Here is a 13,044-nt window from a genome sequence, read left to right on the forward strand (position 1 = left end):
CCCGGCGTCCAGCGCCTTTCAGTGGTTTGACCTGCGCAAATACCGTAATTAGTGCGAACCGGATGACATTTCTTGCGGGGCGTCAGGCTTCCGTGTTCCCCGTCTCTTCACTACGGTGTCGAATCATGACGCTCCAGGCGCAGAAGCCGGTCGACGACGGAGAAAGAGCTCACTGGCTGGCGGTGCGGCCGAGGCTCGTCCTCGCCAGCGCCTTCATGCTCTTCCTTGAGCTGGCGCTGATCCGGTGGACCGGATCCAACATCGTCCACCTCAGCTATTTCACCAACTTCGTCCTGCTCGGCTCGTTCCTGGGCATCGGCCTCGGCTTCCTGCGCGTGGGGCGGTCGCGGCGGCAGCCGTACTACTCGCCCGTCGTGCTCGCCGTCCTGGTCGCCGTCGTCCTGACGTTCCCGGTGACCGTCGACCGGAACACCGAGGGCGTCCTGTACTGGACGAGCCTGTCCACCAGCGGCCCGCCCGCATGGCTGATCCTGCCGGTGATCTTCGGCGCCGCCGCGCTGGTGCTCATGGGCCCGGCCGAGCTCGTCGGGCGCTGCTTCCCCGAGCTGCCGCGGCTGGAGGCCTACCGCTACGACCTGATCGGCAGCCTCAGCGGGATCGCCGCGTTCACGGCGCTGTCGTTCCTGAGCGCGCCGCCGGTGTTCTGGGGGCTGATCGCGGCCATCTGCTACGGGCTGCTGCTCACGCCCCGGCCGCGCTCGCTCTACCTCGGCCTGGTGACCGTGCCCTCGCTGGCCGTGGTGGGGCTGCTGCTGGCCGAGACGCTGACCGCCGGGGCCATCTGGTCGCCGTACTACAAGGTCACCGCGCGGCAGCTCACGCAGCTCGGCGTGCTTGTCACCGACATCGCCGTGAACGGCATCCCGCACCAGCAGGCCGTGCCCGCCGCCGCCCGGCTGCAGTGGGAGGCCCAGTACGGCCTGCCGTACGAGCGGACCTCCAAGCCGCCCAAGGACGTGCTCATCGTCGGCGCGGGCAGCGGCACCGACGTGGCCATCGCGCTGTCCAAGGGCGCGAACCGGGTGGACGCCGTGGAGATCGATCCCAAGCTGCGCGAGCTGGGCGGCTCGGTCCACCCCGACAAGCCGTACGACGACCCGCGCGTCACCACCCACATCACCGACGGGCGCGCCTTCCTGGAGCGCACGAGCGACAAGTACGACCTGATCCTCTTCGCCCTGCCCGACTCGCTCACCCTCGTGTCCGGGGCGAGTTCGCTGCGACTGGAGAGCTACCTGTTCACCGAGGAGGCCATGAAGGCGGCCCGCGCCCACCTCAAGCCGGGCGGCACCTTCTCGATGTACAACTACTACCGGGAGAGCTGGCTGGTCGACCGCCTCGCCTCCACCATGCAGAGCGCGTTCGGCCACAAGCCGTGCGTCGACGTCGTCAGCACCGCCGGCCAGCAGGCCGTGATCACGGCGGGCGTGACGGCCGACGCGCAGCGCTGCGCCTCCGAGTGGCCCGGCGCCGCCGCCGGCACCCCACCGCCCGCCAACGACGACCGGCCGTTCCTCTACCTCAAGGACGCCACGATCCCGCCGATCTACATCATCACGCTCGGCCTGATCCTCATCGTCAGCCTCTTCGCCGTCCGCGTCGTCGCCGGGCCCTACGAGCGGATGCGGCCGTACGCGGACCTGTTCCTGCTGGGCGTGGCGTTCATGCTGCTGGAGACGAAGAGCGTGACCGGGTTCGCGCTGCTGTTCGGCACCACGTGGGTGGTCAACGCGATCGTCTTCGCCGGCGTCCTGGTCGCGGTCCTCGCCGCCGTCGAGGTCACCCGCCACTTCCGCACCCCGCCGCTGCCCGTCATGTACGGCGTGCTGCTGGCGGGCCTGCTGCTGGCCTGGCTGGTGCCGAACGCGTGGCTCCTGTCCCTCCCGCTGCCCCTGCGCGCGGTGGCGGCGGTGACGGTGGCGTTCCTGCCGATCTTCGCCGCCAACGTCGTCTTCGCCAAGCGCTTCGCCGAGACGGCCGACGCGACGACCTCGTTCGGGGCGAACCTGCTGGGGGCGATGGTGGGCGGGTGCCTGGAGTACGCGGCGCTGGTGATCGGTTACAAGGGGCTGCTGATCGTGGCGGCGGTGCTCTATCTCGGCGCCATGGTGCTGCTGCCCCGGAAGTCGGTCCCGGCCTGAGGCCACGCCTCTTTCCGAGGCCCGCCGCGGGCCCTGCGCCCACGCACGCGGCCCGACCGCGTCGGCGGGGCGCTCAGGCGGGTCCGGCGCCGGCGGCGGAGCCGGGCGGTGGTGGGTGGGGGCGGCGAAGGGCGCCGCCCCCCACGGGGTCAGAGGCCGCAGAGCTCGTCGAGGGACTTGGCGCCGCTCTTCTGGGCGTTCCTGGTCGGCGTCTGCGTAGGTGTGGCGGGCTGCGTGCGGGTCGGCGAGGTCGTGGACGTGATGCTCGGCGACGCGCTCACGTTGGCCGTCTGGGCCTGGCGGGCGGGCCGGTTGGAGTCGGAGATCGCCTTCCTGGAGGCCAGGCGGATCTTGGCCCAGTCGGGCCGCCCCGAGTAGAACTCCGGCGGCACGAACTGCAGGCTCGTGATCCGGGCGTCCTTGACCTTGACGGCCAGCTCCACCAGCGGCTGCACCAGGTGCTGCGGGATGTTGGTCTGGGCCAGCCGCCTGGCCGCCCCGGCGATCCTGGTGAAGTTGGCGAGGATCTTGGTGGGGGTGGCCTGCTGGGCGAAGGCGCCGATGACGCAGCGCTGGCGGGCCATGCGGGAGAAGTCGTCGCTGTTGACGCGGGAGCGGCCGTACCAGAGGGCCTGCTCGCCGGACAGCTTCCGGTAGCCCGCCTTGATGGTGCCCGCCGTGCCGAAGTGGCCGCCCCACTTGACGTCCTGCTCGACCCGGATCTTGAGGCCGCCGATGGCGTCGACGAGGTCCGCGAAGCCGTACATGTTCATCAGCATGTAGTAGTCGATCTTGAGGTTCAGGGTGTAGCCGATGGCGTCCATCAGTGCCCTGGGGCCCTTGTTCTTGCCGCCCATGAGCTGCGGGTTGTCGTTGGCGTACTGCCAGACCTCGTTGAGCAGCCCGCCGTTGGGGAGCTCGGCCATGTAGCCGTTCGGGAACTGCTTGTGCAGCGGCGAGGCCGGCGGGAAGCGCACGTGCTGCAGGTTGCGCGGCAGGCTGAACAGGACGGTGTTGCCCGTCTTGAGGTCGATGCTGGCCACGTTCATGCTGTCGGTGCGCACGCCGGTGCGGTTGCCGGCCGCGTCGCCGCCGATCAGCAGGAAGTTCACCCGGTCCTTGCCGCCCCACGGGTCCTCGCCCTCCTCGACCGGGGCGGGGACCTCGGGGTCGGACACCGAGGGAAAGATCTGCTTGATCGCCTCCCGCGCGGTTAGCACGTAGTTGGCGGTCAAGGCGAACGGCGACATCACCGCCACGCACAGCACCCCGACGAGGATGCCGGTCAGCACCTGGCCCTGCTGGTTGAGGCGGTTGGGCCCGAGCGCGACGTACGAGGTCACCAGCACCGCGAACCAGGCCAGCGCGAGGACCGCGGCCACGACGATCACGGTGACCATCATCCCGTCGCCGGCGAACGCGGTGAGGTTCTGCAGGTTGCGGGTCAATCCGTAGGCCAGGGCCGACAGGAGCAGCACCGCGTACACGCTGAGGAGGATCAGCCCGGTACGGCGACGCCCGGCGCGCAGATGTGCGGCGCCGGGCGCGATGGCGGACAGGGCGGTCCATCCGAGTACGGAGCCGGTCGTCAGGGGCTTGGCGAAGCGAGGGGATGAGGAGCCAGGACGCGGACGGCGAAGGGGTCGCCGTTTCTTGCCTCCTGGCATGATTTCTGCCCCATCGCGATTGCTCACACCCGGCTCCTTACCCGCCTACCAGGCAAAACTGTCGTTGCCCCCCATTGGGCACAAGATTGCCAGGATTCTAGTCCCCATATCTGGACATCAGAGACATGTGCCCAACCTGAGATGAACACATCGTGCACGATGGGCCGCGTTTTACGGGTTTATGGCAGTTCGTAAAAAGTGTCAGGAGACCGTCGAGGAAGGCGCCATCCAGGTGTTGCACTGGAACGTCTTGTCCCGCTCCCAGCCCTGCCGGAACCAGCGGTTGTTGTTCGCGGGCGTGCCGTGGTCGCGCGGCCACCCCGGATAGTCGCCCACCTGCCCGTAGAACGCGTACAGGCGGCCGCGCATGGACATGTTCACCGGGTACGACGACGCCACCGACCGCATCCACATGCCGCCGAAGCAGGTCGCCTGCAGCTCCAGCCGCCTGCTGAGCGCGAGCTTGCCGCTCTGGCTGGAGGAGTCGAGGGTGGCGCGCCACCAGGAGTCCATCAGGCCCGTGATGTTCTGGATGTGGTGGCCGTACTCGTGGGCCATCATGCTGATGATGCCGCCGTGCCAGGAGATGATCTGGCCGTAGCCGCGGGCGTTGCCGTTGCCCCGGGCCATGGCCGAGGTGGAGGCGTAGATCGTGTTGTTGCGCGGGCAATAGTACGGCACCATGCTCCCCGCCGACGGGTAGTCGCCGCACGCGCCCCGGCCCCGCTTGGCCGCGATGGCGTAGTTGGGCGCGCTGAACTGGATGCCCTGCCTCTGCAGGATCGGCCCCCACGCCCGGTCCATGCACTTGCCGGTCTTCAGGATCAGCGCCTTGAGCTGGCTGTGGTTGAAGATGTTGGCGTTCCCGGCGGGGCAGCTCAGCCTGGGCAGCGTGCCCGCCCGGTACATGGTGTTGCTCTTCAGGCTCGTGTTCAGCGTGATCCTGGGCTGCTGCTGCGTCGGGGTCGTCTCCGGTTCCTTGGTCTCCTCCTGGGTGGGCTGCTGGGTGGGCTGCTGCGTCGGCGAGTCGGACTCCGCCGGCGGGTCGGACTCCGCCGGTCGCGTTCGGGTCGGGAACGGGTCGCTGGTGGCGCGCTCCGAGGGCTCGTACGTCGGGATCGCGACCGGCGTCGTCGTCTCCGACCTCGACGCGCTCCTGAGCAGCGCCGAGCCGATGACGAGCAGCACGAACAGCGCCGCGATCCCCCCGAGCACGCCGCCGAGCACGCCGAAGACGCCCATCCCCGACTTCCTGCGCTGCGGCGGCCCCCACTGCGCCGGTGGCAAAGGCGGCGGGGGTGGCGGTGGAGGAGGCGGGGGAGGCGGCTGGCGGTACTGCTGCTGCCCGTAGGGTGGCGGCGGTGGCGGATACTGCGGGCCGCCCTGCGGATACTGCTGCTGCGGGTACGGCGGCCCCTGGGGGTGCGCCGGCGCCTGCTGGTACGGATTGCCCTGCGGCGGCGGAGGAGGCGGGGGAGGCGGCGGCGGGTACGACTGCCCGCCCTGCGGCTGGCGGTAGTTCGGCGGCGGCCATGGCAACGAGGGTGGCCTCTGTGGCTGCCCTGGCCCCTGTGGCGGGGGTGGATATTGCCCGTTCCCTGTCACCGTGTCTCCCCGTTCACCCGGTTGTCTGGAATCGATGGCTTTGTCCCGCGACTTGCCGGACCCTTGCCAAATTTGGGGCAAAAGCATACTGATTTCTCACCCGTCACGGATGTAGCAGTGATCGGTTACGGTCCGAAATCATTCGAGGTGATCTCGGTTATCTCCCGGTCCGCGCGGCGGGCGTTGCCCTAGCTTCTTTGGCATGAATCTCCAGCAGCTCCGCTATGTGGTCGCGACTGCGGAGCACCGCACCATGACCGACGCGGCAAGATCGCTCTACATCGCGCAGCCTGCGCTGTCCCGCGCGATCCGCGATCTGGAGCGGGAGCTCGGTATGACGCTCTTCGCTCGTTCAGGCCGTGGCGTGGTCGTCACCGCGCAGGGCCGCCGCGTGGTCAAGCTGGCGAGGGAGGCACTCGACGCCGTTCACGAGATCGAGAGCCTGGCCAACCACGGTGGCGTCACGGAAGCGGAGCTCCGCATCGCGTCCACGCCCAGCCTCGAACCCGGCCTGGCCGGGCGGCTGCTCCCGGCTTACTCGGCCGAGCATCCGGGAGTACGCGTGCACATCGTCCGCTGCGACGGCAGAGACGCCGTCGTCAGCGCCATCAGAGATCAGCGGGCCGACCTCGGGCTCACCGATCTTCCCGTCCCCACGGACCTGATCACCCATCCGCTCGAGCGCCAGGAGATCGTGCTGATCTCCCCGCCCGGGCTCGACCTGCCCAATCCGGTGCCGATGGGCAAGCTGCACGGCATGCGCCTGGCGCTGCCGGCCCGCGGCAGCATGCGGCGCAGGGAGTTGGACGCGATGTTCGGCAAGTACGCGGTGACCCCCGTGGTCGTGCTCGAAACCGACGAGCGCAACGGCTGGCTCAACGCGGTGCGCGCCGGTCAGGCGTCGTTGCTCTGGTACCGCGGCCTGGCGGAACAGGCCAGCCGCGCGGGACTGGTCGTGCGCTCGCTCGAACCGGCCGTGCGGCGCGTCATCGCCGTCGTGCACGCCCGCCGGCGGCTGCCGCTGATCGCCCAGGACTTCCTGGCCACCGCAGAAAAGGGGACAGCGGCCTGACCCGATTAGGAACGATCCAGAGTCGATAACCCCCCTACCGGACCACCGGCAACCGCACCACCGCCCGCAACCCAGGCCCGGCGTCCTCCAGGACGACCGTGCCGCCGTGCGCACGCACGGTCTCGCGTACGATGGCCAGCCCCAGCCCGGCGCCGCCCTCATCGCGGCTGCGCCCGGAGTCCAGCCTGGTGAAGCGGTTGAAGACGCGCTCGCGATCCTGTTCGGGGATGCCGGGCCCGTCATCGGTCACCGTCAGCACTCCGTCCGCGGTCAAGGCCACCTCGACCTTGGAAGAGGTGTGGCGTACCGCGTTGTCCATCAGGTTCGTCAGCACCCGGCTCAGGTCGAGGGCGTCTCCGCGCACCACGACCGGGTCGCACACCGTCAGGCGCGCCTCGGCGTACCTGTCGGCGGTCTGGCGGACCACCTCGTCCAGCTCGACGGGTTCCCGCCTGGCGGGCACGCCGCCGCGTTCGTCCAGCCTGGCCAGCGCCAGCAGGTCCTCGGCCAGCCTGGACAGCCGCATCGTGTCCTCCAGGACGCCCTCGGCGGTCTCCCGCCAGTCCTGACCCTCGGGATGCCCCAGCGCGACCTCCAGCTGCAGCCTGATGCTGGCCAGCGGGCTGCGCAGCTCGTGCGCGGCGTCGGAGACCAGCGCCCGCTGGCGCTGCTCGGCCTCCTCCAGCCTGGCCAGCATGTCGTTGAGCGTGGTGGCCAGCGAGTACACCTCGTCACGCGACTGCGGCACCGGCAGCCGGCGCGACCTGGCCGTGTGCGTGATGTCCGCCGCGCCCCTGCGCAGCGCCGCGATCGGGTGCAGCGTCCGGCCGATCATGAGCCAGCTCGCCACCGCGAGCAGCACGATCAGCGCGGGCGTGCCCACCAGCAGCACCCGTCCGGCCGTGACCAGGCTGGTCTGGATCTCGCTGATGGGCCGGGCCGCGATCACGGTCTGCCCGCGGTCCGCGCTGAGCACGATCACCCGCAGGAACCCGGGGACCGCGTACGGCCGCCCGTCAAGGAGCGTGGCCTGCCCCCGCTTGAGCACCTTGGCCCGGGCCTTGGCATCCAGCAGCGGCACCAGCCGGTCGGTGCCGTACGTGACGTGCGTGATGCGCCCCCCGGCGTCGATGACCTGCACGATCGTGCCGTCGTGCGTGGTGATCGGGCTGGTCAGCGTCCCGGCGTCGGCCGCCACGCGCACGGTCTGCGCCGTCTGCCCGGTGGACTCGTCCACCGTGTCCATCAGCGCCCGCTCCAGCACGCTGACCAGCACCGACGCCGACACGGCCAGCGCCAGCGCCAGCACCGCGGCGGCCGCCACCGTGAGCCTGAACCGCAGCCCCTGCCGCCGCCACCAGACGAGCGGGGAGTCAGCCACCGTCGCCCGCCAGCCGGTAGCCCGCGCCGCGCACGGTCTGGAGCGCGTTCCTGCCGAACGGGGCGTCGATCTTGCGCCGCAGGTAGCCCACGTACACCTCGACCACGTTCGGGTCGGTGTCGAAGGTGTCCCAGACGTGCTCCAGGATCTCCGCCTTCGACACGACCTCGTCGCGCCGCCGGATCAGGTATTCCAGCAGCGCGAACTCCCTCGGCGTCAGCTCGATCGAGCTCCCGTCCCGCTCGACCCTGCGCCGGGCCGGGTCGAGCGACAGATCCCCGGCCACCAGCACCGACGGCCGCCGCCCCGCGTCGCGCCGCAGCAGCGCCCGGAGCCTGGCCACCAGCACCACGTACGAGAACGGCTTGGTCAGGTAGTCGTCGGCGCCCAGGTCGAGCCCGTCGGCCATGTCGTACTCGCCGTCCTTGGCCGACAGCATGAGGATCGGCACCCAGTTCTCCTCCGCGCGCAACTGCTTGCACACGTTGTAGCCCGACAGCCTGGGCAGCATGATGTCGAGCACCACGATGTCGTAGTCACCGTGCCGGGCCGCGTGCAGGCCCTCCTCGCCGTCGTGGGCGAGGTCCACGGCGAACCCCTCAGCCTGGAGCCCCCGCTGGAGCGCGGCGGCCATCCGCCGCTCGTCCTCGACGACAAGCACTCTCATGTGGCAATTCTCCCGTCCTCGCCCTGAGACAACGCTGAGAAGACTGAGAACCGTCTCAGACTGCCCAGACCGAACCGGCGCGCATGACATCAAGGGCGGAGCTGGTGCGGGCGCGGCTGCCGGCCGGGCAGTCTTCTGTGTCCTCCCGTGAGCAGTACGCTTGCGGGAGACCGCTTGTGAGGGTAATGCGGTGGGCGAGGACCAGTGGGACGAGGCGGCTCTCTGTTCGTGGCAGAGGGTCGCTTTCGCTTCCAAGATCTAGGACCCGGTCCGATCAGAATCCAGCACCGGTGGAGACGACGTGGCTCAGGAACACGGTCTGGGCGCGGCAGGACGCGGCGATGGTGAGTCCGCACAGGGGACGCACACCGGCGATCATGCGTCTACCAGCGGAAACGTGTCGTGACTGAGAGCCGTCTCAGACAGTCTCAGGTCCGCCTAAGGATGCATCGCGCAGGCTCTGAACATCGACATACCGTTAAGGAGTGAGATGCGCAGAGGCACGTTCGTGAGGTGGGGAGTGCCGATCGCGGCTGCGGCCGTGATCGGAGCCGCGATCGGCGCCGGCCCCGTCATAGCCGCGGTGAGCGGCGCCCCCGTGCTGCCGGAGCGGTCGGCACAGCAGCTGCTGGCCGACGCCGCGGCGGCGACCAGCAAGGAAGGCGGCATCGCGCCGATGTCCGGCACGGTGCAGCAGACGGCCTCGCTCGGCCTGCCGGCGCTGCCGCAGACCGGTGAGGCGTCGCCGCTGAGCCTGCTGTCCGGCTCGCACGAGGTGAAGGTCTGGTACGGCGGCGAGGGCAAGATGCGGGTGGCCCTGCCGACCCAGCTGAACGAGACCAACCTGATCGTCAACGGCGACACGGCCTGGTACTGGGAGAGCGCCACCAACACGGCCACCAGGCTGACCATCAAGGAGGAGGCCGGGCAGCACAAGCAGGGCCTGCCCACGCCGCAGCCGACCGACGTGACGCCGCAGCAGGTGGCCGAGCGGCTGCTGGCCAACGCCGGACAGCACACGGCGGTGCGCGTGATCAACACCGCCGAGGTGGCGGGCCGGCCGGTCTACCAGCTCGTGCTGGCGCCCAAGGACGCGGGCTCGCTCGTCCAGGAGATCCGCATCGCCCTCGACGGCGAGACGTACGTCCCGCTGCAGGTGCAGGTGTTCGCCAAGGGGTCGGCCGAGCCGGCGTTCCAGGTCGGGTTCACGCAGGTGACGTTCACGCCGCCGGCGGCCGAGAACTTCACCTTCACCCCGCCCGCGGGCGCCAAGGTGGAGGAGAAGACCCTCGGGGCCGGCATGGAGCAGGACATGGCGGCGGACCGCGCCGAGCACGCCAAGGACGTCGCGGGCGACACGAAGGTCGTGGGGCAGGGCTGGACGACCGTGGCAGTCGTGCCGTTCTCGCTGTCGGACCTGAAGACCGCGACGCCGTCGGACGGGCGCCAGGGCGGCCCGCGCGGTGACATGACCGGTGACCCGAGCGCGCTGGTCGACAGCGTGCTGAAGTCCGCCACTCCGGTGAGCGGCACGTGGGGCTCCGGCAAGCTGATCAAGACCAAGCTCGTCACCGCCCTGCTGACCGACGACGGCCGCCTCCTGGTCGGCGCGGTCACCCCGGAGGAGATCACCAAGGCGGCGGGCATCAAGTGACCACCGTCACGCAGGAAGCAGGGGCGCCCTTCGGGGCGGCCCTGCCCCCGGGGGTGAACGCGGGGGAGTTCGCGATCGTCACGGAGGGCCTGACCAAGCGCTTCCGCGGCGGCCAGGTCGCCGTGGACACGCTGGACCTGGCCGTGCCGCGCGGCTCGGTGTTCGGCTTCCTGGGGCCGAACGGCTCGGGCAAGACCACCACGATCCGCATGCTGCTCGGCCTGGTCGCGCCGACGTCGGGCGCGTACTCCGTGCTCGACCTGCCCCAGGCCCAGGCCCTGCCCAAGGTGGGGGCGCTGGTCGAAGGACCGGCCTTCTACCCGTACCTGTCGGGCGCGGCCAACCTGATGCGCTTCGACGCCGCGGACCCGACCGCGCCCGGCGCGACCGCCAAGCGGCGCATCGCCGAGGCGCTCGACCGCGTGGGCCTGTCGGCCGCGGCCGGCAAGCGTTTCCGTAACTACTCGCTCGGCATGCGCCAGCGCCTGGCCATCGCCGCCGCCCTGCTGGGCCCGCGCGAGCTGCTCATCCTGGACGAGCCCACCAACGGGCTCGACCCGCAGGGCACGCGCGAGGTCCGCGCGCTGGTCAAGGAGATAGCCGCCGACGGCACGACGGTCTTCGTCTCCTCCCACCTGCTGGCGGAGGTGGAGCAGATGTGCACGCACGCCGCGATCATGCGTACCGGCAAGCTCGTGGCGCAGGGCACGATCGCCTCGCTGAACGGCGGGCTCGTGACGCGCATCCGGGTGGAGACGCCGGACGTGGCGGACGCCGCGCGGGTGCTCGGCACGCTCGGCCTGGCCGACGTGCGGCCCTCGGGCGGGGAGGTCACGGCGGAGCTCGGCGGGCACGCGCCGGAGCGCGTCAACGCCGCGCTGGTGGGGGAGGGCGTGGCCGTCCGCGGGCTGGCCGTGGTGCGGCCGAGCCTTGAGGACGTGTTCGTGGGACTGACAGGGGAGGGCTTCGATGTCGACGGCTGAGACGGCGGGGACCCTGGGGTCGGCCGTCGGGACCACGGGCCCCTCAGGTCCGGCGGCCGGGACCCAGGAGGAGCGCCGCACGCCCGGGCTGGTGCCCGTCGCGGAGTCGATGCGCACCGCCGAACGGCGCCCGCCGGAGCCGCCCGCCTCCGCTCCCGCCCCCGCGGTGGGGCGGGTGTGGGCGTTCTGGCGGCTGCTCGGCTCGGAGCTGGGCCTGACGTTCCGCAGGCCGCGCAACCTGACGATGCTGGCCGTGCTCGGCGTCGTGCCGATCGTCATCGGCGTGGCGCTGCGGCTCGTCGCCTCCGAGGAGGGGATGGGCGGGATCGTCCAGGACGTGGTGGGCAACAGCCTGATGCTGACGTTCGTGTCGTTCTCGTTCCTCGTGCTGCTGCTGATGCCGGTCGCCGTCAGCGTCGTGGCCGGCGACTCGATCGCGGGCGAGGCCGGGGCGGGGACCCTGCGCTACCTGCTGGCCGCCCCGGCGGGGCGCACCCGGCTGCTGCTGGTCAAGTACGTCAACGCGGTCGTCTTCGCGTACGCGGTCACCGCGGTGGTGGCTCTGACGGCGCTGCTGACGGGCCTGATCCTCTTCCCGGCCGGGCCCGTGACGCTGCTGTCCGGCACCACGATCTCGATGGCCGACGGGCTGCTGCGCATCCTCATCGCCGTCGGGTACGTCGGCGCCGGGATGGCCGCCCTGGCCGCGGTCGCGCTGGCGCTGTCGACGTTCACCGAGGTGTCCATCGGGGCCATCGCGGCCACCATGGTGCTGATCATCGTCTGCCAGGTGCTCCGGGCGATCCCCGAGCTGGGCGCGATCACGCCGTACCTGCTGCCGTCCAAGTTCACGAACTTCGACGCCGTGCTGCGCAGCCCGATCGACTTCGGGGACCTGTGGGACGGGCTGCTGGCGTTCGGGGCGTACATCGCGCTGTTCGGCTCGATCGCCTGGGCCCGCTTCTCCGGCAAGGACATCACGTCCTGACGCCCGAAAGCGCCCCGACCGCGGACGGCCGGGGCGCGGGGCTCAGGAGGCGGGGGCCCAGGAGGCGGGGCCCAGGAAGCGGGGAACGTCAGGCGGCGGGGCGGCGGCGCAGGCCGAGCGCGCCGATCACGACGCCGATGACGCCCACCACGAGGCCGGCGCCGCCCAGCAGGCGGGCGGTGCCGTCGGAGGTCGACGTGGCCGCCGCCACCGGCGTCACCGAGGGAGCGGTGGCGGCCGCCGGAGCGGCCGAGGCCGAGGCCATGCTGCCGTGCTCGTCGGCCCCGCTCGCGGGGACCAGCTTGAGCGTCGGGGCGGGGTGCTCCGCCTCGGTCCCGTCTGTCTTGGGCGCGTCCGACCAGTCCACGACCTCACCCTTCGAGTACGTCTGCTTCGTCGGGAACACCAGCGAGTCCGTGTCCTTGGGCAACTGCCCCATGGACACCTCGAACTCCTGGAACTCGCCCGGGTTGATCTTGCCGCCGGACCACACGACCTTGGTCACGGCCTCTTCGAGGTCGCCGTACTCGGTCTTGACCGGCTTGGGCAGCTTGCCCTGGGTGACCTTGACGTCCCAGCCCGGCAGGGGCTTGACCGACACGAACGCCAGCGGATGGTCGGTGGGGAAGGCGACCTCGACCTTGACGGTCGAGGCGTCGTCGCGCTCGTTCGGCACGCGGAACGCGACCTTGGTGAACCCGCCCTGCTCGGCGGTGCCCGGCTGGATGGTGACGTGGGCCAGGGCCGGAAGGGCGAGCCCGACGGTGAGAGCGGTGGCGGCGGCGAGCACGGTCGCCGCGCGGCGTACGAAGGACATGCGGGAACTCCACTTGGTGAATGGGGACAAACAAGGGGTGTCAGAAGG

General features: G+C 70.8%; 10 protein-coding genes. 5 read left to right on the top strand and 5 right to left on the bottom strand.

From position 1 onward, the window contains the following. The first annotated feature begins 125 nt into the window (after nt 1–125). A complete protein-coding gene (locus ACIBQ1_RS03205; RefSeq protein ID WP_397274285.1) occupies nt 126–2,162 on the top strand; it encodes a spermidine synthase in 2,037 nt (678 codons plus the stop codon). Between the two features lie 149 nt (nt 2,163–2,311). On the opposite strand, the gene ACIBQ1_RS03210 is transcribed toward ACIBQ1_RS03205, so the two are convergent. Both ACIBQ1_RS03210 and ACIBQ1_RS03215 read right to left on the bottom strand, forming a co-directional pair. After that, on the bottom strand, nt 2,312–3,856 hold the full coding sequence (locus ACIBQ1_RS03210) for an LCP family protein (RefSeq protein WP_397274286.1): 1,545 nt from the start codon (nt 3,854–3,856) through the stop codon (nt 2,312–2,314). A 174-nt stretch (nt 3,857–4,030) separates the two neighbouring features. After that, nucleotides 4,031–5,368, bottom strand: a complete 1,338-nt coding sequence (locus ACIBQ1_RS03215) for a neutral zinc metallopeptidase (RefSeq protein WP_397274287.1) — start codon at nt 5,366–5,368, stop codon at nt 4,031–4,033. A 268-nt stretch (nt 5,369–5,636) separates the two neighbouring features. On the opposite strand from ACIBQ1_RS03215, the gene ACIBQ1_RS03220 reads away from it, so the two are divergent. Then, nucleotides 5,637–6,506, top strand: a complete 870-nt coding sequence (locus ACIBQ1_RS03220) for a LysR family transcriptional regulator (RefSeq protein ID WP_397274288.1) — start codon at nt 5,637–5,639, stop codon at nt 6,504–6,506. A gap of 34 nt (nt 6,507–6,540) precedes the next feature. On the opposite strand, the gene ACIBQ1_RS03225 is transcribed toward ACIBQ1_RS03220, so the two are convergent. Continuing rightward, nucleotides 6,541–7,887, bottom strand: a complete 1,347-nt coding sequence (locus ACIBQ1_RS03225; RefSeq protein ID WP_397274289.1) for a sensor histidine kinase — start codon at nt 7,885–7,887, stop codon at nt 6,541–6,543. After that, complete coding sequence (locus ACIBQ1_RS03230; protein WP_397274290.1) at nt 7,880–8,554, bottom strand: response regulator transcription factor; 675 nt, start codon at nt 8,552–8,554, stop codon at nt 7,880–7,882. The genes ACIBQ1_RS03225 and ACIBQ1_RS03230 overlap by 8 nt, the downstream gene beginning before the upstream one ends. Before the next feature lie 490 nt (nt 8,555–9,044). Here ACIBQ1_RS03230 and ACIBQ1_RS03235 point away from each other — a divergent pair, with 490 nt between their 5' ends. The 3 genes from ACIBQ1_RS03235 to ACIBQ1_RS03245 are packed head-to-tail and all read left to right on the top strand — an operon-like array spanning nt 9,045 to nt 12,179. Further along, on the top strand, nt 9,045–10,208 hold the full coding sequence (locus ACIBQ1_RS03235; RefSeq protein WP_397274291.1) for an outer membrane lipoprotein carrier protein LolA: 1,164 nt from the start codon (nt 9,045–9,047) through the stop codon (nt 10,206–10,208). Further along, nucleotides 10,205–11,191, top strand: coding sequence for an ATP-binding cassette domain-containing protein (locus ACIBQ1_RS03240; protein ID WP_397274293.1), 987 nt, complete (start codon nt 10,205–10,207; stop codon nt 11,189–11,191). Before ACIBQ1_RS03235 ends, ACIBQ1_RS03240 begins: the two co-directional genes overlap by 4 nt. Further along, a complete protein-coding gene (locus ACIBQ1_RS03245; RefSeq protein ID WP_397274294.1) occupies nt 11,178–12,179 on the top strand; it encodes an ABC transporter permease in 1,002 nt (333 codons plus the stop codon). The genes ACIBQ1_RS03240 and ACIBQ1_RS03245 overlap by 14 nt, the downstream gene beginning before the upstream one ends. A gap of 88 nt (nt 12,180–12,267) precedes the next feature. On the opposite strand, the gene ACIBQ1_RS03250 is transcribed toward ACIBQ1_RS03245, so the two are convergent. After that, nucleotides 12,268–12,996 carry a YcnI family protein gene (locus ACIBQ1_RS03250; RefSeq protein ID WP_397274295.1) on the bottom strand — a complete coding sequence of 243 codons (729 nt, stop codon included), beginning with the start codon at nt 12,994–12,996 and terminating at the stop codon, nt 12,268–12,270. Nucleotides 12,997–13,044: the final 48 nt, after the last annotated feature.

This window comes from Nonomuraea sp. NPDC050153 (assembly GCF_044460125.1).
Taxonomy (GTDB): domain Bacteria; phylum Actinomycetota; class Actinomycetes; order Streptosporangiales; family Streptosporangiaceae; genus Nonomuraea.